The 22,615-nt window shown below is 60.2% G+C and carries 19 protein-coding genes and 1 pseudogene; 7 read left to right on the forward strand and 13 right to left on the reverse strand.

The genetic code is table 11. The features are described 5' to 3' along the window. Positions 1 to 42: 42 nt before the first annotated feature. The 4 genes from FHX05_RS14670 to FHX05_RS14685 all read right to left on the reverse strand — a co-directional run bounded on the left by FHX05_RS14670 (position 43) and on the right by FHX05_RS14685 (position 6,029). The gene (locus tag FHX05_RS14670) at positions 43 to 1,821 is read right to left on the reverse strand and encodes an adenine deaminase C-terminal domain-containing protein (protein WP_183872528.1); all 1,779 of its coding nucleotides are present in this window, start codon (positions 1,819 to 1,821) and stop codon (positions 43 to 45) included. After that, a complete protein-coding gene (locus tag FHX05_RS14675; protein ID WP_183872530.1) occupies positions 1,811 to 2,809 on the reverse strand; it encodes a LacI family DNA-binding transcriptional regulator in 999 nt (332 codons plus the stop codon). The genes FHX05_RS14670 and FHX05_RS14675 overlap by 11 nt, the downstream gene beginning before the upstream one ends. 158 nt (positions 2,810 to 2,967) lie before the next feature. Beyond that, on the reverse strand, positions 2,968 to 4,800 hold the full coding sequence (locus tag FHX05_RS14680; protein ID WP_183872532.1) for an ABC transporter ATP-binding protein: 1,833 nt from the start codon (positions 4,798 to 4,800) through the stop codon (positions 2,968 to 2,970). Positions 4,801 to 4,832: 32 nt separating this feature from the next. Beyond that, positions 4,833 to 6,029: an aminotransferase class V-fold PLP-dependent enzyme gene (locus FHX05_RS14685; protein ID WP_183872534.1), complete on the reverse strand. Its 1,197-nt coding sequence runs from the start codon at positions 6,027 to 6,029 to the stop codon at positions 4,833 to 4,835. A 144-nt stretch (positions 6,030 to 6,173) separates the two neighbouring features. On the opposite strand from FHX05_RS14685, the gene FHX05_RS14690 reads away from it, so the two are divergent. Next, positions 6,174 to 6,959: an IclR family transcriptional regulator gene (locus FHX05_RS14690; RefSeq protein WP_348648325.1), complete on the forward strand. Its 786-nt coding sequence runs from the start codon at positions 6,174 to 6,176 to the stop codon at positions 6,957 to 6,959. Between the two features lie 67 nt (positions 6,960 to 7,026). Here the strand turns inward: FHX05_RS14690 and FHX05_RS14695 are convergent, their stop codons facing one another. The 5 genes from FHX05_RS14695 to FHX05_RS14715 form a co-directional block, all read right to left on the reverse strand. Beyond that, positions 7,027 to 7,524: a RidA family protein gene (locus FHX05_RS14695; RefSeq protein ID WP_112400080.1), complete on the reverse strand. Its 498-nt coding sequence runs from the start codon at positions 7,522 to 7,524 to the stop codon at positions 7,027 to 7,029. 32 nt (positions 7,525 to 7,556) lie between these two features. Then, positions 7,557 to 8,765 (reverse strand): amidohydrolase/deacetylase family metallohydrolase, encoded by a 1,209-nt coding sequence (locus tag FHX05_RS14700; protein WP_183872539.1) that lies wholly within the window; start codon positions 8,763 to 8,765, stop codon positions 7,557 to 7,559. Then, positions 8,766 to 9,644: an ABC transporter permease gene (locus FHX05_RS14705; RefSeq protein WP_183872541.1), complete on the reverse strand. Its 879-nt coding sequence runs from the start codon at positions 9,642 to 9,644 to the stop codon at positions 8,766 to 8,768. Beyond that, positions 9,644 to 10,585, reverse strand: coding sequence for an ABC transporter permease (locus FHX05_RS14710; RefSeq protein ID WP_183872543.1), 942 nt, complete (start codon positions 10,583 to 10,585; stop codon positions 9,644 to 9,646). The genes FHX05_RS14705 and FHX05_RS14710 overlap by 1 nt, the downstream gene beginning before the upstream one ends. A gap of 183 nt (positions 10,586 to 10,768) precedes the next feature. Then, positions 10,769 to 12,295 carry an ABC transporter substrate-binding protein gene (locus FHX05_RS14715; protein WP_183872545.1) on the reverse strand — a complete coding sequence of 509 codons (1,527 nt, stop codon included), beginning with the start codon at positions 12,293 to 12,295 and terminating at the stop codon, positions 10,769 to 10,771. A gap of 179 nt (positions 12,296 to 12,474) precedes the next feature. Between FHX05_RS14715 and FHX05_RS14720 the strand changes: the two genes are divergently transcribed. Both FHX05_RS14720 and FHX05_RS14725 read left to right on the forward strand, forming a co-directional pair. Further along, positions 12,475 to 14,895, forward strand: a complete 2,421-nt coding sequence (locus FHX05_RS14720) for a glucan 1,4-alpha-glucosidase (RefSeq protein WP_183872547.1) — start codon at positions 12,475 to 12,477, stop codon at positions 14,893 to 14,895. A gap of 40 nt (positions 14,896 to 14,935) precedes the next feature. Next, on the forward strand, positions 14,936 to 15,676 hold the full coding sequence (locus tag FHX05_RS14725; protein WP_183872549.1) for an ROK family protein: 741 nt from the start codon (positions 14,936 to 14,938) through the stop codon (positions 15,674 to 15,676). A 79-nt stretch (positions 15,677 to 15,755) separates the two neighbouring features. Here FHX05_RS14725 and FHX05_RS14730 read toward each other — a convergent pair whose 3' ends face one another. After that, on the reverse strand, positions 15,756 to 16,673 hold the full coding sequence (locus tag FHX05_RS14730; RefSeq protein WP_183711895.1) for a LysR family transcriptional regulator: 918 nt from the start codon (positions 16,671 to 16,673) through the stop codon (positions 15,756 to 15,758). A 104-nt stretch (positions 16,674 to 16,777) separates the two neighbouring features. Between FHX05_RS14730 and FHX05_RS14735 the strand changes: the two genes are divergently transcribed. The 4 genes and pseudogenes from FHX05_RS14735 (at position 16,778) to FHX05_RS30390 (ending at position 19,071) form a co-directional block, all read left to right on the forward strand. Next, complete coding sequence (locus tag FHX05_RS14735; protein ID WP_183872551.1) at positions 16,778 to 17,344, forward strand: chromate transporter; 567 nt, start codon at positions 16,778 to 16,780, stop codon at positions 17,342 to 17,344. Then, the gene (locus FHX05_RS14740; RefSeq protein WP_183872553.1) at positions 17,341 to 17,871 is read left to right on the forward strand and encodes a chromate transporter; all 531 of its coding nucleotides are present in this window, start codon (positions 17,341 to 17,343) and stop codon (positions 17,869 to 17,871) included. Before FHX05_RS14735 ends, FHX05_RS14740 begins: the two co-directional genes overlap by 4 nt. 399 nt (positions 17,872 to 18,270) lie before the next feature. Then, a pseudogene (locus tag FHX05_RS30385) lies at positions 18,271 to 18,441 on the forward strand (GGDEF domain-containing protein); the annotation flags it as partial. Positions 18,442 to 18,537: 96 nt separating this feature from the next. Then, positions 18,538 to 19,071 carry a GGDEF domain-containing protein gene (locus tag FHX05_RS30390; RefSeq protein WP_246698986.1) on the forward strand — a complete coding sequence of 178 codons (534 nt, stop codon included), beginning with the start codon at positions 18,538 to 18,540 and terminating at the stop codon, positions 19,069 to 19,071. A 327-nt stretch (positions 19,072 to 19,398) separates the two neighbouring features. On the opposite strand, the gene ugpC is transcribed toward FHX05_RS30390, so the two are convergent. Genes ugpC through FHX05_RS14760 form a run of 3 tightly spaced genes read right to left on the reverse strand, consistent with a single transcriptional unit; the run spans position 19,399 to position 22,606 of the window. Beyond that, positions 19,399 to 20,460 (reverse strand): sn-glycerol-3-phosphate ABC transporter ATP-binding protein UgpC, encoded by a 1,062-nt coding sequence (gene ugpC, locus FHX05_RS14750; RefSeq protein ID WP_183872554.1) that lies wholly within the window; start codon positions 20,458 to 20,460, stop codon positions 19,399 to 19,401. 21 nt (positions 20,461 to 20,481) lie between these two features. After that, positions 20,482 to 21,336, reverse strand: coding sequence for a sugar phosphate isomerase/epimerase (locus tag FHX05_RS14755; protein ID WP_183872556.1), 855 nt, complete (start codon positions 21,334 to 21,336; stop codon positions 20,482 to 20,484). 31 nt (positions 21,337 to 21,367) lie between these two features. Beyond that, positions 21,368 to 22,606, reverse strand: coding sequence for an ROK family transcriptional regulator (locus FHX05_RS14760; protein WP_183873540.1), 1,239 nt, complete (start codon positions 22,604 to 22,606; stop codon positions 21,368 to 21,370). Positions 22,607 to 22,615: the final 9 nt, after the last annotated feature.

Below are 22,615 nucleotides of genomic sequence, written 5' to 3' on the forward strand. Positions count from 1 at the left end.
ATGTTCTCCTAAATCGGCAATATTACCGTTTGGCCGGTGACCTCAGTTTCGGCTTGTAGCCAGAAGCGGTCTGATGTCCCGGGTGGTTCCGTCGGTCAGCCCGAGATCGGTGACGTGCGGGCCGGGATTGCAGGCAAGGCTTGCTCCGACGATTGCCTTGAAGGTGCGAATGGGCGGCATCCAGTCAGCGATCGCATCGGCTGCCGCGCGCAGCCTGGCGAAATCATCGGCCACGTCCTTTGCGGGCGCATCCGACAGCAAGCCGCAGACGGGCAGGGGAAGCACAGCGGTGACTTTGCCATCGGCCGCCGTTGCCATGCCGCCGCCAGCCTCGATGACGGCATTGGCTGCCGCAGCCATGTCCGCGGGGTCGCGGCCGAAGACGGTAAGATTATGGCTGTCATGCGATATCGTCGTCGCAAGCGCGCCGCGCCAATGGCCCCAGTCTTCCAAGATGCCGATCACGGGCGTCGGCTCTTTTCTGCCATGGCGGTGGATGACGGCCATCAGGAGCATGTGATCAGGCAGAATGAGCTTGCCGTCTTCGACCTTGACGTCTGCTTCTCCCCATTTCGTGAACCGTGGGCTGACCACGGTGTTCACCCTTGCCTCAGTCATACCTGGCAGGGTGATGGTAAAATCGGTGGCGGAAAGTTTCTCAAGCTTTACGGTGTCGCGATAGGCATCCGAGGACACGCCCTTGCCGCTTCCAATAAGATTGCCGTCTCTGGCTACTTCACGCCCCGATGCATAGACGCGGTCGACCACGATCCTTTCCAGATCGGAGAGGATGACGATGTCGGCGCGGCGGCCGGGCGCGACCAACCCCAGATCATAACGGTTCAACCACATGGCGGCGTTGAGCGTGGCGGCGCGGACGGCATCGACCGGCTTCATGCCGTAGCCTATGAGGCGCCTCAGAACCGATGACATCGCGCCGTCATTCACGAGATCGTCGGGGAAGACGTCATCGGTGCAGATTGTCAGCGTTTGCGGCAGATGAGGCAGCTTTTTCAGAGCCTCGATCACGCCGGGCAGGACATAGTCGTGGGAACCGCGTAGCTCGACGGCAAGGCCCGCCCGCAATTTCGCCAGCAAGTCCTCGCCTGAGGTGAGTTCGTGATCGGATTGGATGCCTGCGGCAATAAAGGCCTGCAATTCCGCGCCTTCGAGGCCGCGGGCATGACCGCAGACGCGCTTGCCGCTCGCAAGTCCGGCTTCGACGATACTGCGCATCGGCTCGCTTCGCTCAAGGACGCCGCGCATGTTCATTACTTCGGCGACGCCGGAAATCTCCGGCCAGCTCAGCATGGTCGACATTTCGCCCGAGCGGAACTCCGCGCCGGCAAGTTCCAGGCCGGGCGCCGAAGGCACGCAGGACGGCGCCAGTGTCAGGAAGCGCAGCGGCAATTGCCGTGTCTCCTCAAGCGCCCAGCGAATACCATCGAGGCCAGCGACATTGCCGATTTCATGCGGGTCCCAGCAGACCGTCGTCGTGCCCTGGGGAACGACCGCTTCGGCATATCGCCTCGGCGTCACCATCGAGCTTTCGACGTGCATATGCGTGTCGATAAATCCGGGCGTGATGAATCGTTCCGTAGCGTCGATGGTCTGCTTTGCGTCCCTCCTTGTCCCCGAGGCGTGGACGCTTGCGATCAAGGGGCCAACAAGCCCGATATCGGCCGGTCTCATTTCCGAAGTCCCAACATCGACGAGCGTTCCGCCGGTGATGAGCATATCGAACGGCTCAAGCCCCAACGCCGACCGCACGGCACGATCGCGCAGCTCAGACGAATTGAGGTCGTGGGGTTCATTCGGCATGTCTGCCTCCCTTGGCAAAGGCGGATGGGCGCGCGGTGGATTGCCTCAAGACAAGTTCCGTTGGAAATATTCGGCTGGTATCAGTTTCTCCGGCAACGAAGGCAAGCGCGTGGTTCGCCACCGTTTCCAGATCCTGTCGAACTGTCGTGAGCGGCGGGGAGGCGATTTGAGCCCACATCAGATCATCGAAGCCGGTGAGCGACATGTCTTCCGGAATGCTGCAGCCTCTGTCTCTGGCCGCGATGGCAAAGCCGATGGCAAGAGCGTCATAGGCGGCGGCGCAGGCTGTAAAATGTCGTAGATCGAGCTCGCGTCCGAGGGCGCTGCCGGCTTCAAAAGTCGCATCGCTGTATCGTAATGCCGGTTCGACGCCGGCGTGGCGGAAGACCTCGCGCATTCCTTCCACGCGCTCGCACGCCACCAGCGAATTCTCCGGTCCGGCGAGGATGAGAAGCCGGTTATGACCGAGCTCGAGCAGATGGCGGGCGATGAGACGTCCACCCTCGCGATGATCGCTGGCAGCGATGTTGCCGACCGTGGCGGCGCTGTCGATGACGGCGACCGGCACCGGGACATCCGCCGGCGCAATCGTCGTCCCGCGCGTCGGTATCACGATCAGCGCATCGACGCCGCGGGCGATCATAGTCCTGATTTCGAAATCCTGCTGCCGTGGATCGCCCTGACTGTCGCCGATCAGAACGGCAAGACCGCGCCGCTTGGCGGCTCGTTCGATGGCCTGGGCAAAAGCGGGAAACAAGGGTTGGCCGATATTCGGAACCAGCAGGCCGATCGTATTGCTCTTGCCGGTGCGCAGAGCGCGGGCCGCATGGTCAGGCACATAGCCGAGCCTGTCCGCTTCCAGACGGATTTGTGCCGCAAGGGCTGAAGACACTCGCCCCGTGCCACGCAGGGCATTCGAGACCGTTGCCGTGGAGACACCCAGCTTGATCGCAATTTCCCGAATCGAAGAAGGGCGTGTCTGGCTCATCCAGGAGTTCGTTCCGATTTCCGTGATTAAACGATTAATCAACGCGGCGCGCTTTTGCAAGAGCTCCTGTTGCTGAGGGAAAAAGGAGGCTCCTGCAATGTCGGCGCCTGCTGCCATTGCGGATGATGTATGGCGTTCAGCCTATCTGAATTGAAGCTTCAGACGGCAACCAGATGGCCCGGTGAGACAGCTCGATACTCGCGCGGCTTGACCAGGTAATCGACGGCCCGGATCGGGCTCTTCAACTCATCATTGGCACTCGCGCGCTTCTCGCGTCGGCGATCGGGGTCCGGCACCGGAACGGCGGCCATCAGCTTTTTCGTGTAGTCGTGCTGCGGATTGCCGAAGACGGCGGCGCGTGGGCCGATCTCGACAATTTCGCCGAGATACATGACGGCGACACGATGGCTGACGCGTTCGACGACTGCCATGTCGTGGGAGATGAACAGGAAGGCAAGGTTGAGGCTCTGCTGCAGATCGAGCATCAGGTTGATGACCTGGGCCTTGATCGACACGTCGAGCGCGGACACGCTTTCGTCGGCGACGATCACTTTCGGCTGCAATGCCAGGGCACGGGCGATGCAGATGCGCTGGCGCTGGCCGCCGGAGAATTCATGCGGGTAGCGGCTCGCCATGTCAGGCGTCAGGCCGACCTTGTGCAGCATATCGGCGACGATCTCTTTCGCCTCCCTTGCCGTTCCCATCCTGTGTTCGAGATAGGGTTCGGCGATCGCTTGCCCGACCGTCATGCGCGGATTGAGCGAGGCGAAGGGATCCTGGAAAATCATCTGCACGGATTTGCGCATCTCTCGCATGTCGCGCTTGCCAAGCGAGAGCACGTCGCGGCCATCGACGATGACGGAGCCGGATTGCGGCTCGATCAGCCGCATGATGGCGCGCCCTGTCGTCGACTTGCCGCATCCGGATTCACCGACAAGCGACAATGTTTCGCCGGCAAAGAGATCGAATGAGACGTTTTCGACCGCATGGACGCGACCTTTGAGCTTTCCGAAGAGGCCCGAATAGATGTCGAAGCGTTTGGTGAGGTTCTTCACCTGCAGAACTGGTTTTTCTCTTGCCACCGTATCGGGCACCTCCGCAGGCGTGTCGGACTCTCCCGTTGCCGCATTGACGACGGGAAAGCGCAGCGGCCGTTCATAGGATTGCATCGAACCGAGCACCGGCACGGCCGACAGCAGCGCGCGGGTATAGGGATGCTGGCCGCGATGGAAAATGTCGGCCGTCGCGCCCGTCTCCACCTGCTCGCCGCGATACATGACGACTGTGCGATCGGCGATTTCTGCGACCACACCCATGTCATGCGTGATGAACAGGACGGAGGTTCCTTCCTCCTCCTGCAGCATCTTGATGAGATCGAGGATCTGGCCCTGGATGGTGACGTCAAGGGCGGTCGTCGGCTCGTCGGCGATCAGCAGTTTTGGCTTCGAGGCGAGCGCCATGGCGATCATGACGCGCTGGCGCATGCCGCCGGAAAAGCGGTGCGGATATTCGTCGAAGCGCGAGGCGGCTGAGGGAATGCGGACCTTTTCCAAAAGCCGGATCGTCTCGGCCTTGGCATCCGCCGCCGACATGTCCTTGTGGCAGAGCAAGGCCTCGGAAATCTGGTCGCCGATGGTGAAGAGCGGATTGAGAGAAGTCATCGGCTCCTGGAAGATCATCGACACGTCGTTGCCGCGCACCTTGCGCATCTCATGCTCGGGAAGCGAAAGCAGGTCGCGGCCACCCAGCATGATTGTGCCCTCGATGCGGCTTGAATCGCTCTGCAGCAGCCGCATGATCGATAGCGAGGTGACGCTCTTGCCAGAACCGCTCTCGCCGACGATCGCCACCGTCTCGCCGGGTGCGACCGAGAAGGAAACATCGCGCACGACGGGCTTCCATACGCCGTCCACTAGGAACGAGGCGGTGAGGTTCTCGACGGAGAGAATGGGTTCGGCAGCCTCTGTTGCCGTTACCTGCGACGTGCCCATGGTTGTTTCCTTCTTGCGATCCGTGCCACAGCTCAATCCGGCCAGTTCAGCATGCCGTCGAAGCGATGCCGGCTGCGGTTCTCGATCGGCGTCGCGATGATCTCGTTGGAGGCGCGCGCCTTGTTGAGCTCCTCGGCAAGCCGGGTCGCGACGATCGTCTCCTGGCCGGGATGCAGGTTGCATGGATCGAGATAGAAATAGTGATGCTCCACCTCGTGGTCGCGCACAATGACGGGCGGGTTGCCGCGGGCCAGCGCCGCCGCAAGATCCCAGGCGGTGATATGCGCCTCGGGCGCCGAGATGATGACGCGCATGCGATCGAGCGGGTTGTTGGTGGGATCGGGTTCGATCAGGGCGGTGACACCAGGGCGGCCGTCGAGCGTTCGCTTCCATAGGTTCAGATAGCCGGTCTCGCGTTCGCGGATGCCGGCATGGTCGCGCTTTTCCCAGGCCTCCAGCGCCGCCATAGTGCCATAGATGCTTTCCTTGCCGACCTTCATGCCCCGGCCGATGCCCATGTTCTGCAGGAAGGCGTTGCGCACCAGTTCCTTCCTGCCGGCAACGATGCCGGAAGTCGGGCCGCCGAGAAACTTGTGGCCGGAATAGAGCACGATGTCGGCGCCCTGAGCCAGGAAGAGTTTGAGGTCGTATTCCGACGCCGCATCGACGATAACTGGCACGCCTTTGGAATGCGCAATCTCGACGAATTCGGTCAGATGCAGCAGGCCGTAATCGACCACATGATGGGATATGACATAGACGGCTGCCGCCGTCTTTTCGGTGATGGCATTTTCCATGTGGAAGCGATGCGTCGATGTTGCCTGACCGATCAGCACGACCTTGCCGCCCGCAAGGCGGATTGCCTGATCCACCGGAGCGCCGTAGCTCACCACATGGCCCATTTGCACGATGACTTCGTTCTTGTCTGGTGCGGTATCAGGCAGTTTCTCTATGGCAAGGAGGTTGTTGCCGGTAATGGCGCCAGCGACGGCGAGGCTGATGCCCGAGGAGCAGGATGCCGTCACGAAGCCGGCCTCGCTACCCGTCAGCCGCGCGATGACCGCGCTGGCCTTGCGCTGGAGGTCGTTGATCTCGACGAATTGCGGCAGGATCGCCGCCATCGCCGCAATGGCTTCGGGCACGACGATCGATGCGCCGAGGCTGGTCATGGTGCCTGACACGTTGATGACAGGCCTCAGGCCGATCTTGCTGCGGATATCATCGGACATTCTATCTCTCCAAAGTGACGATTGACCGCCGATTGTCATCGACAGCTATACCATAGTAATGTAATAGCTTCTCGAAATCTCACGAGGAGCGTTGATTTGGACGCCAAGAGCCTACCCGCCGCACTCCCTGAAGACGCCGATTCGATCGGGGAAGCGGAAGCCAAAGGCGCGCGCCGTTCGCGCGTGAGCGGCATCGACCGCGCGCTGCAGGTGATCGATTATCTCTATGAAACCGGCGCGCCCGCTGGCGCTTACGCGATTGCCAAGGCGATCAAGGCGCCTCTTTCGACCGTCTACGTGATCATCGACGACCTGGTCGAAAAGAACATGCTCGGCCGCAATGCCGACGGTTCCGTCTGGCTCGGGGCGCGCCTTTACCACTATGGCCTCGCCTATGCCCGGTCGCTGGATTTCATGAGCGTCGCCACGCGCGAGATGCACGATCTTTGCCGGCAGGCGAACGAGACAGTGCAAGTCTGCGGCCGCGACGGCGACAACATGCTGGTGCTGGCGATGGCGGACGGACCGAGCCATTTCCAGGTCGCTTCCCGTGTCGGTACCCGCGTGCCCCTCAACTGGACTGCCTCGGGCCGATTGTTGGTCGGCCACTTGCTCGAAGAGGAAAGGATCGAGCTTTTCAAGCGCTGTGCCCGCACCTCGCCGACCGGTCGGGCCGAGATCGATGCCCACGCACTTTCCGATGCGGCGGGCAAAGCATTTGAGGAGCGCTTGTCCATCCAGGTGGCGGAGTCCGATTATGCGGTTGCCTGTATCGCCTCGCCGGTCGTTGACCGGGATGGTCAATGTGTCGCGACCATTTCGATCGTGCTTCCCGAACAGAAAGTCGTTTCCGACGGTAACCGCTACGGCGAGCAGGTGCGCGCGACTGCCGAGCGGATCGAAAAGCTGATGGGCTGGCGCAATCACTGAATTCGTCCTTCTTAGAGCAATTCCAGCAAAAGTGTGACGCGGTTTTGCGTCCGGAATTGCGCAAAAACTAATCATTGAGTGAGATGATCGCTTCGATCTCGACCGTGATATTGCCGGGAAGCGAGCCGAAGCCGACGGCCGAACGGGCATGCTGGCCCGCCTCGCCGAAGACCTCGATGAAGAGATCAGAGCAGCCGTTGATGACGCTCGGATGGTCTTCGAAATGCGGCACGGCATTGACCATGCCGAGCAGTTTCACCACCCGCTTCACCCTGGAAAGGTCGCCGAGCGCACCATGCATGACGGCAAGAAGATTGATGCCCGTCAGCCGCGCATGTTGATAGGCCCGGTCAACGCCGACGTCACCGCCAACCTTGCCGGAATGGAGGTGGCCGTCCAGCTCCCGCGGCCCTTGACCCGAAAGGTAGAGCACGTTGCCTTCGCGGACATGGGTGACGAAATTGGCGATCGGCGGCGGCGGCGGCGGAAGCTCGATGCCGAGCGCAGCCAGTCGCTGGTAAGGTGTTTGCGCTGCTGAAGCGGCCTGTGTTGGGGACGTGTTCACGTATGCTCCTGCTATGCGGGCCTGGTGTTTGATTAGCGCCACGAATAGCCGTGGCTGTGGCGGACGAGTTTGCGAGCGCGTGGCACGTAGCGGCTGGCGGTGATCGCCTCCGCGCCGATGACCGCGTAACGTGGTTCGAACAGCTTCTTGAGGCGCGAGACATCGCCATTGGAATCGGTCGCCTCGAGATCCGCATCCACCAGGTCGAAAATGGTGAAGTCTGCTCGTTCGCCGACCGACAGCCGGCTGTCCATCGAAAGCTTGATGACCGAGGCCGGTGCATGGGTGACGGCGTCCACGACCTTGTCGAACGGCATGCCGACCGAGAGCAGCTTGGACATAGTGGTCGCGAGATCCCATACCGGGAAGTTCATCGAATGCCCATGCAGGTCGGTCGAGATCGAGTAGGGCAGCAGGCCACGCTTGATCGCCGCTTCCGCGACCTTGAAGGAGAAAGAGGCGCCTCCATGGCCGATATCGAGCCGGATGCCTTCGCCGGCGCAACGTTCGGCGAGATTGTAGAGGTCCTCGTCCTCCATGATGCTCGAACCGGCCTTGCCGTTGAAGCAGTGGGTGACGACATCGCCCGGCCCGAGAATTTCGAGCACTTCGTCATAAAGCGCCGGCGGCTCGCCGACATGCACCATCATCGGCACCTTCAGGATCTTGGCGATCTTCTTGCCGAGCTTGACGGGTGTGACACCCCAGGAGCCGGTGATGACGTGACTGGCGCGTACCTTGATGCCGACGATATGCTCGCTGTTCTCGGCATAGCATTCGAGGATGCGGTCGAGATCGATATCCTTGATATCGCGCAATTCGGGGACGCGATTGCAGGCAACGAGGCCGATCGAGCCGAGATTGAGGAAGGCCTTGATGCGTTCCCTGGACGGTTCGATGATGTATTCGCGGAAGCCATGAAAATTGGCTTCGCCGGCGGAGCCCGCATCGACCAGCGTCGTGACGCCGCGCTCGGCACCGCATTCGGACGGACGGATCGAGATATCAGTGCCTCCATGCCAGATATGGACGTGCAGGTCGATCCAGCCGGGAGAGATCCAGGCGCCCTTGCCGTCGATGCGCTCGACGTCGCCGGGAGCGGCAAGCTGCGGGCCGAAAGCGGCGATCCTGCCGTCGGCGCCGACGAGAATGTCGATTACGCCAGTGCCGGTATCGCCATCGAAAGCCATGGGCTTCACATTGGTGAGGAGGAGCGGCTTGCCCGCTTTTTCACCGGTCATTTACAGATCCTTTCGAAGTCTTGGATCGAGCATGTCCCGCAAGCCGTCGCCCACCATTTGCAACGAGAGCACGGAGAGAATGATGGCAAAGCCCGGGAAATAGGTCATCCAGTCGGCCTGGCCGATATATTGGCGGCCGGCGGCGATCATGGTTCCCCAGGTCGGGATTTCGGGGCTGACGCCGAGGCCGAGAAACGAGAGCCCGGCTTCGGCCAGCATGGCGCTGGCAAAGAGAAACGAGCTCTGCACCAGGATCGGCGACAGGAGGTTTCTAAGCACATGCCGCGTCATGATGTGGAATGTCGAGATGCCGAGAGCCTTGGCAGCCTCCACGTAAGGGAGTTCACGGATGACAAGGGTCGAGGCGCGGACGATGCGGGCCAGCCGCGGTGCGTAGACGATCGACAGTGCGACGATAACAGTCGTCAGCGACGGGCCGAGGGCTGCGACCAGCGCAATGGCGAGCAAAATGTCCGGAAACGCCATCATCGCATCGATCAGGCGGGCGATCGGCGTGTCGAGCCTTTGGAAGAAGCCGGCGAGCAGACCGAGGGTAACACCGATCGCAGCCGACAGCGCCACGACGGCGGCTCCGACGAGCAGCGACAGCCGTCCGGCATAGATGGTGCGAGAGAAGATATCGCGGCCGAATTCGTCGGTGCCGAACCAGTAGACCCCGCTTGGCGGCTTCAGTCGGTTGACGATCGAGAGCTTCGAGGGCGAATAGGGTGCGATCCATGGCGCGAGGGCGGCGAGCAGCACGAAGATCGTCAGCACAATCAGTCCGATGGCAACGGTCTTGCGCTTCAGCAGCCGACGAAGGAACTTGCTTCGCTCGCTTTGCGCCTGTTTGGGTGTCTCGGTTGCGATGTCGGCCATCAGTAGCGTACCCTCGGATCAACGAGCAGGTAGAGCATGTCGATCGCAAAATTGATGAGGACGTAGAGGCCGGCGATGACGAGCAGAGCCCCCTGGATCACCGGATAGTCGCGGCGCAGCACCGCGGAGACGACGAGGCTTCCGACACCCGGCAGGCCGAAGACCGTCTCGGTGACGACAGCGCCGGAAATCAGCACGGCGGCCGTCAGCCCCAGAACGGTCAGAATTGGAATGAGTGCGTTCTTCAGCGCATGTTTGAGGACGACGCGGCGTTCGATCAGCCCTTTGGCGCGGGCGGTGCGGATATAGTCGTCTCCAAGCACGTCGAGCATCGATGCGCGGGTGAAGCGCAGGATCAGCGCCGAGGAGACGAGGCCGAGTGCGACGGCCGGCAGCGTCAAATGATACATGCGATCCAGGAAGCTTGTGCCCGGTCCGCCATAGCCGGAAACCGGGAACATCCCCAGGCGCACCGCGAAGATCTGCATAAGGATGAGGCCAAGCCAGAAGCTTGGAATGCTCGCGGCCAGCATGCCGATCGCCATCGAAGCCTGGTCGACGAGCGATCCGCGCCGATAGGCGGCATAGATGCCGATCGGCAGCGCGATGACGCCAGCGATGAGGAGCGAGAACAGTGTCAGGAAAAAGGTCGGCTCGGCACGTCCGAGAAGCGCAGAGGAAACCGGAATATTGAGGAAGATCGACTGGCCGAGATCGCCCTTTAGCAACTGCCCGACATAGAACAGGTACTGGACGAAGATGGATTGGTCTAGGCCAAGCCGGGTGCGGAGCTCGGCAATATCCTGCGCGGTCGCATCCGGGCCGAGCATGACGGCGGCCGGATCGCCAGGGGTCACGCGCACGATCACGAAGACGATCGTGACGACGAGAAACATCACGACGATCATGCCCGCAAGACGGTGAAGGATGTAACGTATCATTGCGTCGGTTCCCAGAGTAGTTCCGCTTCTCTTCGACCGGCGGAACCACCCTATTTCTTTGTTCTCTCGCAATCCCGAACGGAAAACCGTTGCGCACTTTCCCTGGAATTGCTCTAGGTCCGCAAACGGACGGGATTCGGAACGGGCGCCGGTCGCGGCCGGCGCCCGAGCGCCTTGGGAGGCTTATTTCTTGATCGATGCGTTCCAGAAGTAGGGCCATGGCGCGGGATCGACGCCTTGAAGCTTGGTGGAGATCGCCGCGACGGCGTTGAAATCACCGATCTTCATCATGGGAGCTTCGTCATAGATGGTCTTTTGAACATTGGCCCAAAGCTCGATACGCTTCTTGGGATCAACCTCTGTGTTGAACGCGTCGATCGCGGCTTTGCTCGTCGGCGTCGTCCACCAGCCGGGCGAGCTTGGCGACAATGTGCCGATCAGCGCCGGTTCCGGCAGGAAGGGACTGTGGCTGATATAGATGTCCCACAGCGCCTTGTCCGCACGGCGCTGGGTCAGCGTAGCCCAGTCGACCACCTGAAGGTCTACCGTGAAGCCTGCCTGTTTCAGATATTCGGCCGCGACCTGCGCCATCTTGTAATGGAACTCGTACTGTCGGCTGGTCAGGATGCGGACCGGTTCGCCCTTGTAGCCTGCCGCCTTGGCGGCAGCTGCGGCACCTTCCGGATCGGCGACGTTGTAGTTCCCTTTGACGCCGGCATCCGTGCTCCAGGTAAAGGGGGCGGGGTACATGTTGCCGTCAACCGTATAGAAATTTGTGCTGCCGAAGGCTGCCGCCATCATATCTTCCATGCTGAGCGCCTGACGGATCGCCTTGCGGATCGCGACATTCTTCGTGATGCCGTCGGCGGTATTGAAGACGAAGACCGGATAGCCGAACGGCTTCAGGAGCAGCGGCTGGGTCGCCGAAGCGGATTTCAGCTTGTCGAAGGATTCGACTGGAAGACTGTCGATGTAGTCATACTGGCCGGAAATGGCCGCCTCCACGCGGGTATTGGCGTCGGGCACCGGGACGAAGCGGATTTCGTCGAGATATTGATGCCGGGCGCCGCCATAACCATTGCTCTCGCCATCGCGCGGCTTGTAGCCGTCGAAGCGCACCAGCTGGATATACTGGTCGGGCTTGCGCTCCTTCAGCATATAGGGGCCGGTGCCGATGAAATCGGTCATCGTATCCGCCTGCTTGCCGGCTGGAATGATGATGGCGGCGGAGTTGTTGAAGGCAAGCAGCGAGGTGAGAGGCGCGTAAGGCTGCTTCAGCTTGATGACGACGGTCGCCGGATCCTGGGCAGCAATGGATTCGATGAAGCCGCCCGCCTGCTTGCCGCGCGACGCCAGCTTGATCCAGCGGTTGAGCGAGGCGACCACGTCGTTGGAGGTCATGACGCTGCCGTCATGGAACTTGATGCCGGTCCTGAGCTTGATCGTGTAGGTTTTGCCGTCGGCACTGATCTCAGGCAGGCTCTCGGCAAGCAGCGGCGTGACGTTCCACCCCTTGTCGAAGGTGTAGAGCGTTTCGAAGATATGTTGGGTGACGATACCGACGAGATCTGCGGTGGAAGTCATTGGATCGAGCGTCGGCGGCTCGCCGATCGTTGCGACATTGATGACGCCACCTTTTTCCTGAGCCATCAACAGTGAGGGCGCTGCAACCAAGGCAGCCGCAATCAGGAATCCGAGTCCTAACTTCATCGAAATTCTCCCAATTATGTTCCACAATTATGTTATATAAGATTTTATAACAGAATACAGAACGGGCGGGGGCTGTCAATGGTGGTGAAAACAAGCGCGTATCGGCTTGAATGCGCAAAGGTTCTGTCTTGCCGAAACAGTTTGGTCGGAGCAGATTGCAGCGATAGAGGAGATAGTGCATGGCGCCTTACGATGCTTCCGGCCCCAACGTGAACGGTATCGAACCTCGTTGGACGTCCAGTGCAAAGAGCGGAGTTGGCACGGCGCTTTCGCCGGCCTGCCGCATCTGGTTCACTCTCAGTCACGGCATCTTGAACGAAATCTATTATCCCCGCGTCGATAGCGCCTGTACCCGCGACATCGGATTGATCGTCACAGGTCCCGATGGTTATTTTTCGGAGGAAAAGCGCGATACGGAGAGCGTCGTCACCACGGTTGAGGATGGCGTTCCGGCCTATCGGTTGATCAATACTGCAATCGATGGTCGTTACAGGATCATCAAGCGCATCATCGTCGATCCGATGCGCAGCAGCTTGCTTCAGCAGATATCGTTCGAGCCGCTGGAAGGCACGATCCGCGATTATCGTCTCTACCTGTTGGCCGCTCCACATCTGGTCAATGCCGGTTACGGCAATACGGGATGGGTGGAAGACTATAAGGGCACGCCGATGCTTTTTGCGACGGGCACAGGCGGTGTCTCGATGGCTCTTGCCGTTAGCGGCGGCTGGCGGATGGCATCTGCCGGCTATGTCGGTATTTCCGACGGATGGCAGCAATTGCAGAAAGAGGCCCGGTTGGACCCGGCCGTCGCGCGTGCCGCCGACGGCAACGTCGCCCTGACCGGTGAGATCGATCTGATCGGCGGCAGCGACACCGTCACCGTATCGCTCGGCTTTGGAAGCCATGCCAAAGAGGCCGGCTACAATGCCCTTGCCAGTCTGCAAGCCGGCTATGACAGCGCCGAGCGCAGCTATGTTGCCGACTGGCGGGCCTGGCAAGACGGATTGCTGGCCCTCGACGAACCGAGAGCACCGCCGCCCGAAGTCAATCGTTATCGGATCTCGACAGCCGTGCTGGCAACGCACCGGCCACTTTCCTTCGAAGGGCCGGCCGTTGCTTCTCTCTCCATTCCGTGGGGCTTTGCCAAGGGCGACGAAGACCTCGGTGGCTATCATCTGGTCTGGCCGCGCGATCTGGTCGAGACAGCCGGCGGCTTCCTGGCTGCGGGCGCTTCGCAGGATGCGCTGCGCATTCTGGCCTATCTGCGCGTCATCCAGGAAGAGGATGGGCATTGGCCGCAGAATTGCTGGCTGGATGGCGAGCCTTACTGGAGCGGGATCCAAATGGATGAATGCGCTTTCCCGATCCTGCTTGCCGATGCGCTGCGCCGCGAGGGAGTCCTTACGGGCGATCTGCTATTGTCCTACGTGCCGATGGTCGAAAGCGCAGCACGCTACGTCGTCGTCAACGGGCCCGTCACGGGTGAGGACCGCTGGGAGGAGGATGGCGGCTTTTCTCCCTTCACGCTGGCGGTTGAAATCGCTGCGCTGCTGGCGGCGGCCGATATTCTGGAAATTGCCGGTCAGATGCACAATGCGGGCTATCTGCGGCAGACCGCGGATGCCTGGAACGACCAGATCGAGCGCTGGACTTATGTCAGCAGCGATACGGAGAGCGCCGCTCTCGGGGTCAAGGGCTATTATGTCCGTATTGCGCCGCCTGAGATCGCCGATGGAAGCTCGCCCGCCGATGGTTTCGTGCCGATCAAGAACAGGCCGCCCGCTGAATCCTTCCTGCCGACCGCGCGAGTCGTCAGTCCCGATGCCTTGGCGCTGGTACGGTTCGGATTGCGAGCCGCCGACGATCCTCGCATCCTCGACACCGTGAAGGTGATCGACGCACAGCTCAAATGTGACCTGCCGCAAGGGTCTCTATGGTATCGTTATACCGGTGACGGCTATGGCGAGCATGAAGACGGCGGCCCGTTCGACGGCACGGGCATCGGGCGTCCATGGCCCTTACTTGCGGGCGAGCGCGCCCATTATGAGCTCGCGGCCGGCCGGCCGGAAGCGGCTCTTGGTTTGCTCAAGACACTCGAGCAGTCTGCCGGGCAGGGCGGATTGCTGCCGGAACAGGTGTGGGACCAGCCCGATATCCCGGAGCTGGGCCTTGCCCTCGGGAAACCTTCCGGCAGTGCCATGCCACTCGTCTGGGCTCATGCCGAGCATATCAAGCTCCTGCGTTCGCTGAGAGACGGGGCGGTTTTCGACATGCCGCCGCAAGGTGTCGAGCGCTATGTAAAAAACAATGTGACGGCACCCTTCGTGCCGTGGCGTTTCAACAACAAGCTGTCGCAGCTTTCCGTCGGCAAGCGCCTGCGGATCGAGGTCATGGCGCGGGCCATCATTCGCTGGAGTGTCGACGGTTGGGCCAGCGCCAGCGATACCGAGACGAGCCAGAACGGCTTCGGGATACATGTCGCGGAGCTGTCATGCGAGCGCCTGCCCAAAGGCGGTTCGATTGCCTTTACCTTTTACTGGCCTGACACCGACCGCTGGGAGGGAGAGGATTTCTCCGTCTCCGTCGTTGAGGCGCGATAGTGCGATTTGTGCCCGTCGTGGATAGAAAGTGTGGACGAATATGAGCCAGGTAACAGAGAGCCGCAAAACAAACGTAAAACTGAAGAAAGCCGTGGCGCCGGCTGCGACAGAAGAGCTTGTCGTCTTGGCAATCGATCTCGGCGGTTCGCATGTAAAAATGCGTCTCAGCTCCGGCGGTGAGCGCCGGGCCGCCGTCTCCGGGCCTACGATGTCGGCAAAAGAGATGGTCCAGACCGTCAAGGATCTGACGAGTGATTGGCGATACGACGTTATCGGTATGGGATATCCCGGGCCCGTTTCGAACAACAGGCCAGCTATGGAACCGCACAATCTGGGAAGCGGCTGGCAGGATTTCGACTTTTCCGCCGCTTTCGGCAAGCCGGTCAAGCTTGTCAACGACGCCGTGATGCAGGCAATCGGCAACTACAAAGATGGCAATATGCTGTTTCTCGGCCTCGGCACCGGATTGGGTTCGGCAATGATTGCCAATCACGTTTGTCTGCCCATGGAGCTCGCCCATCTGCCCTACAAGAAGCGGGGCACCTTCGAAGACTTCATCGGCGAGCGTGGCCTTGAAAAATACGGCAAGAAGAAGTGGCGCCAGTCGGTCGAGGAGATCGTTGAGAGATTGAGGGCGGCACTACTGCCGCATGAAATCGTTATCGGCGGCGGCAATGCCGAGAAGCTCAAGGAACTGCCATCCGCCTGCCGTATCGGCGGGAACGAAAATGCGTTTCTCGGAGGATTTCGGCTTTGGACGGATGCGACTTTGACCTTCTAGGCTGCGGCGGTGATCGAATGGAGCGGCATAAGGATCAGTCTCAGGTCGCTTGTTCTTCGCGGCTAGAAAGATAGCCGGCTTATTTCAGTAAAGCTTTCTCGTGCTGAACGATGTGGGCAAATAGTTGCAGCGCGCCGCTTGGCTGCTCATCTTTTCGCGCGAAATAAAGCGGCGCCACGAGATTGGCACCCGGGTCGAGCCTTAGATAGGCGATGCCGTTCGTCTCCAGCCGAGCGATCGATCCTGGAATGATGGAGATTCCGAGTCCCGCGGCGACCAGACTGAGCGTCGACAGCAACCGGGGAGCTTCATGCCGTATTTTCGGGCTGAAACCCGCGGCAAGGCAAGCCGCTATGATACTGTCGTATAGCCCCGGCCCGGAGGGACGGCGGTAAAGTATGAAGGCTTCGTCTGCGAGTTGCGACAATCGAACGTGGCGAGGCTTCTCTCCTTTCGCCATCACAAGAGGATGGCGATCGGGAAGAGCGACCAGCATCTCTTCATCGAGAATTCGGGAAATCACAAGGCCGCTCGACTGTGCAACGGGAGAGCGCACGAGCGCGACGTCGAGAAGGCCGGAATGCAGCATGGCGATCAGATCGGGCGTACTGGCTTCCTCAAGCTTGAGTGCGACATCCGGCGATGTCTCGCCGAGCGAGCGGACGGCTGCGCTGACCAGCGGATGAAAGGCGGCCGAACTGGTAAAGCCGATCGCAAGGCTTCCCTCCTCTCCGCGGGCATTGCGCCTTGTCGCCTCTATCGCAAGATCGACATCGTGGAGAATGGTCCTTGCCCTCTCCACAAATGTCCGCCCCGCATCCGTCAGCTCGACGCCTCTCGGCAGCCGTTTGAAGAGCGACGCACCGACGATGGCCTCCAGCTTGGCTATCTGCTGACTGAGCGGTGGTTGCTGGATGCCGAGCCTTTCGGCAGCGCGGGTCATATGGCCCTCATCGGCAACGGTCATGGCATAACGGAGATGTCGAAGTTCGATCATGGCATATCTCAAACATATGGATGATGTTCTATCCATATATTGGACGCATGATCGGTAAAAGCTTATTTTGACGGTCTGTCCGACATAAACATGCAGGCCACGATATGGATGCCATTTCTCATTCCAATGCTGCTCAACGCGAAGGACCGGCGGTCGCGGAGCTCTTTTTCGGTTTTTTTAAACTCGGCCTCATCGGGTTTGGTGGGGTCTTGCCGCTCGCACGCCGCATGGTGGTCGAGGATCGCAAATGGTTGACGGGGGAGGAGTTCACCGAACTGCTGGGGCTGTGTCAGTTCCTGCCGGGCGGCAATATCATCAATATGGCGGTTGCGATCGGCTCGAAGTTTCAGGGCGTGGCGGGAGCTTTTTCCGCTCTTCTCGGCTTGATTGTCGCGCCGACGGCGATCGTGATCGGCCTCGGTGTCGTTTACGATCAGTTCAATAGCGATCCGCACATCCAGCATATGTTTGCAGGCCTTGCTGCCGCCGCGGCCGGTCTGCTCATCTCGATGGCCGTCAAGATCGTCCTGCCGCTGCGCCGCAGGCCAGTCACCCTGGTCATTGCTGCCATTTGCTTTGCTGCCATCGCCATTGCCGGGCTACCCTTGCTGCCGACCATGCTGGTTCTGGCGCCGCTCAGCATCCTCGCCACCTGGAAGCTCGAAGCATGACCACGCCCCTCATTTCTCTTGCAATCATTTTCACTCAGCTTTCGCTGCTGGCCTTCGGCGGTGGCAATTCCATTCTTCCGGAGATGCATCGGCAGGTCGTCGACGTGCAGCATTGGATGACGGCGCAGCAATTCGGTGCGCTGTTCGCATTGGCGCAGGCGGCTCCCGGTCCGAACTTGATGGTCGTGCCTCTGGTCGGCTGGCACGTTGCCGGATGGGCGGGTGTGTTGGTTACTTCCGCGGCAAAGTTCGGGCCTTCTTCGGTCCTGACCTATCTGGTGCTCCATCTCTGGAACCGCTTCAAGGACAGGCCATGGCGACGGATCGTGCAGGCGGGATTGGTGCCGATGACCGCCGGGCTTGTCACCGCCAGCGCGGCTGTCATCACGGAGGCATCAACCCAGGGGTGGATTCTCGCGGCGATTGCCGCAGCGGGCGCACTTGTTCTTGCGACAACGCGCGTCCATCCGCTCATCGTTCTCGGCGTTGGCGCATTGATCGGCCTGAGCGGTGTCGGCCAGATGTGAGCCGGCGTGGTTCAGTATCCGGTTTGGGGCAGACATCCTTCTTGCCCTTGGACTCATTTTCACAAACGCCTGAAATCCTCTGTTTCATGGAGGCCGCCCTCAAAATAGGGTTATTGATGTCGATGATCACGCGGCGCTCTTGCATTTGGAAACCAATATGCAAACAATCCATGTAATCATTCCACTGGGAAAGATTACCGGCGATAAAGCTGGTGAGGTCCTTTTGATCAGCTGGTGAGGCCCCCAGTGTCCTGCGATGGAAATGGAATACTCGATCCTCAGGCAATCGCCTCGCGCGAGTTCATGCATTTGCGTGAGTTGTTTGATCGATCGTTCAAGGCCGCTCGTATCGGGGTATGGGAATGCAGTCTTCCCGACCAGACGCTCAGCTGGACGGATATGGTCTACGAGCTCTTTGATCTTGCGCCGCAAACGCCGCTGACGAGGGATGAGATCCTTAAACTCTATACTCCCGAGGTTCGAAAGCGTCTCGATGAGGTGCGCGAGAAGGCAATTCGCACGGGCGAGGGTTTCAGCCTGGATGCTGAGATCATTACCGCAAGAGGCAATCGGCGATGGATCAGAATAACCGCCTGCGTCGAATTCGCGAACGGAGCTGCGACCAGAATTTTCGGGATGAAGCAGGATGTTACCGCCGAGAAGACGATGGTCGAGCAGCTTCGTCAATTGGCCGAGTACGACATGCTCACCGGGTTGACGTCCCGCACCAGATTCGAAGCGTTTTTCAATGAAATATGCTCAGACGAGGGCCGAACCGGCAGAGCGCTCCTTCTCGTGGATCTCGACGGCTTCAAATCCGTGAACGATACTCTCGGACATCAGGCTGGGGATGATTGTCTCAAAGTGGCAGGGCGCAGGCTTGCACGCGCGGTCCCCAAGGCCAATATGGTGGCGCGCATTGGCGGCGACGAGTTCGCCGTCATTCACGAATGCCTTTCGACCGAGGATCTCGCAAAAATCGCCGATCGCGTTGTCAGAGAGTTGAACTGGACCATCTCCACGCCGACGAAGACCATTCGCATCGCGACCTCCGTCGGCGCGGCGATAATCGTGCCCGGTCATTCTTCCAAGGACATATTCGCCAAAGCGGATCGTGGTTTGTATGAAGTGAAATCGTCGGGAAAGAACGGCTTCCGGATCGCTCCATCTTCATGGTCCCGATGCGAGGCTGCTCTATAGAGTAAGCCCGCCACTCGGTCGCCAATCACGACATCGTGCCGCCGCACCGTTTTTCTGGAAATGAACCTCACGCATTTGTGACAGCTTTCATGAATCGCGGGATATCTTTGCGACAAATCAGGACTAAAGTGTCGGCAGTTGCCCAATCTCTTGAAGGCGGCCTGACTTTTGGAAGAGCATCCCATGCAGCAACGTAAAAGCGTATCGGTCGAAGAGCTTCCCGAGAACACTGCACTTGCAATATATGAGTTGATCGGCGGCACGTTCGCAAGACGGCTTCTGCTCCATCGCTGCGTGCGGCATCACACAGGTAATAAACATCTCTCCTCAATTGAATTCCGAGCGTGTGCTCGCGATGCGCTCTCCACTTTTGTCAAATAGATGAACTGCCTCATCGGCAGGTGCGATGTGCAGCACATCGCCCGGTGCGGCTCTGATCCGTTCGCGAAAAACGCAGGTGAGCGTTTGCGTACCAAGGCGGACGATGACCATAGTCTCGGATCCCGTCGGTTCGACGACGACGGTTTCCACCGCAATGCCATTCTGGACGAGCCTGATATCTTCGGGGCGAATGCCATAGGTAACGGCCGCCGCCGGATGCTGACCGCTCGGCAGCACGATCCCGTCGGTGGTACGGAAACCGGCGTTCGTCATGCTGCCCTTGATGAAATTCATCGCGGGAGAGCCGATGAAGCCCGCAACGAAGAGATTCGCCGGCTGGTCATAGAGCTCAAGCGGCGATCCGGATTGCTCGATCAGGCCGTCCTTCATGACGACGATCTTGTCCGCCATCGTCATCGCTTCGATCTGGTCATGCGTGACATAGATTGTCGTGGTCTGCAGCCGCTGGTGCATTTCCTTGATCTCGGAGCGCATCTGGACGCGAAGCTTCGCATCGAGGTTCGACAGGGGTTCGTCGAAGAGGAAGACAGCGGGATCGCGTACGATCGCGCGACCCATGGCGACACGTTGCCTCTGGCCGCCGGATAGCTGCTTCGGATAGCGCTCAAGAAGGTTTTCGAGCCCGAGGATCTTTGCGGCATTGCCAACCCGCTGATCGATTTCCGCCTTCGGCATCCGCTTCAGCCGCAGGGAGAAGCCCATGTTCTTGGCGACCGTCATATGCGGATAGAGCGCATAGTTCTGGAACACCATCGCGATGTCTCGATCCTTTGGCGCGAGATCGTTGACGATATGCTTGCCGATCTGGATATCGCCTGAGGTGATCCCCTCCAGGCCGGCGATCATTCTGAGCAGCGTGGATTTGCCGCAGCCCGAGGGGCCGACGAGCACGACGAACTCGCCGTCGCGGATGTCGACCGACACGCCTTTGATGGCTTTGAATGCGCCATAGTCCTTACGCGCGTTGTTCACTCTGACATGTGCCATTTTCCGTCCTCCCGGATAGCTTCAAAGCCCGTTCAAGACCTTTTGGAGATAGGCAAGGCCGAGGCGCTCGCCTTCCTTCCGCTGGACAAGATCCTTGCCCGGCCAACCGAAATCTGCATCCTCGTGCTCGATCGAAAGCGTGCCGTCAAAGCCGTTGGCGCGCGCCTGACGCAGGAAACGCGGCCAATCGAGAAGGCCATGGCCCGGCAGCTTGTACTGCCACCACCCCTTGCCGTGATAGCCGACGGCCTGCTGTACGGCCGCATCGATTGCCGTGTCCTTGGCATGAAGGATGGCGATGCGATCCTTGACCGCATCCATGGCGGCATAGGGATCGACGCCGATGCGGATGAGATGGGAAGGGTCGAATTCAAGGCCGAAGCGCTTGTCGGGAATTCGTTTGAAGAGCTCCTGCCAGCCTTTCGGCGTGGTGCCGATGAAATTGTCCTTCGGGCCGGGCCAGTTCTCGATCGCGAAGACCAACCCGCTCGATGTCGTCCGGGCGATCAGCCGCTTGGCGAAGTCGGCGAAATCATCATAATTGGCGTCCTCGTCCGCGCTTTCATCTCTGCCGGGAAAGATTACGAAGATGGGCACGTCCGCTTCCCCGATCGCGTCGGCAAATTCCTCTGTAATGGCTCGAAGCTCGGCGCGTTTGCCGCGATCGGCATCGAGCTGATTGCCGAAAAAGGCAATCGAGGAGACGAAGAGGTTGCGGTCGCGGGCAAGGGCGACCGCCGCCCGCACCTTGTCCGGTGTCTTGATATGGCCGCGGACATCGATTTCGATTGCGTCGAAGCCGGCGGAAGCGGCGAAGTCCACCACCTCTTCGAATGGCCTGTCGTTGAACGTCGACGTATAAAAACCGATCCTCATTAAAATCCTCCCTGCGGCCGCAGCCGCCAATTCAATTGTTCAGGCGGTCCATGAATTTGAGCGGCGAACGCGTGCGCTGGACCTCATCGGCCGAGGCGAGCATGAGGGCTGCCGCCATCGGCATTGCCGCGGCGCCGATCGCGCAGGCGTCCTCGCCGAGCGAGGCACGATGGATCGATGGCAGCGCCGTGTCCTCCATATCAAGGTGGTCGTGGACATAGCGCAGCAGCTCATCGATCATGCGGATAGGCAGGCGGCCGCCAAGGATGATGGCGTCGGGATCGACGATCATGCCGATGTGCTTGACCGCGACGGCGAGATGCGCGCTCATTGTCTTCAGCCATTGCGAGACCAGCTTCCTTCCACGGGCATCCAACGTGAGGAGGTCCGAGGGCACGTTTGCCTCGATGCCGTGCTCGCCCAGGAACTTGTAGAGGAAGAAGAGCGAGAATATTTCGCCGAGAAGCTCGACTTTCTGGCCTCCCCTGTGGCGTGGATCGGCGATTGGCAGCCAGCCGATTTCGCCGCTTAGGCCCATGGCGCCACGATGGCCGGCGCCGTCGAGTACCAGCCCGCCGCCTGGGCAGGCATTGACCGAAATATAGAAGAAGCTGCGACTTTCGGCGCCAAGTCCGTAGTCGAGTTCCGCGAGTGCTGCCGCATTGGTTTCGTTCTCGATGAAGACGGGATGCTGTGTCAGGTTTTCCAATGCGGTCCGGACATCGAAATCCATCCACTCTCCGTAATCGTCGGGCTTGCCCAGGAAGGCGATCTCGCCGAGCCAGTCCGGCATCGCAAGTCCGATACCAGCCAGATGCGCGTCGTCGATCAGACGGCTCCGCTGGAAATGCGAGATCGCATCGGCGGTCAGCTGCATGAATTCGCCGGGCAGGATGTAGCGCTTCTCGTGGTGGACGCGGGCGCGCACGTTGCCGACGGCATCGACGGCGAGGATCGTCAGATGATCACGATCGATGTTGATGCCGATCGCAAAGAAGGCGTCTGGGTTGATCTCAAGCTCGATTGCCGGCTGTCCCCTCAGACCATGGCGCCGGCGGGCTTCGATGATCAGGCCTTCATCGAGCAGGCGATCGACGATGCGGGCGATCGCCGGCTTGGTGAAGCCGGTCTGCCGGGCGATTTCCGCACGCGAAATCGGTGCCTGCCGGTGGACGCAACGCAGAACGACGGCTCGATTATGCTCGCCCGCATCCTCGACATTGGCTCCCGTCAGGTCGGGAGACAGTTTGACACCGGCCGTTTGGTTCATCATCGGGAT

This window comes from Rhizobium sp. BK491, from assembly GCF_014194925.1.
Classification (GTDB): Bacteria; Pseudomonadota; Alphaproteobacteria; order Rhizobiales; family Rhizobiaceae; genus Rhizobium.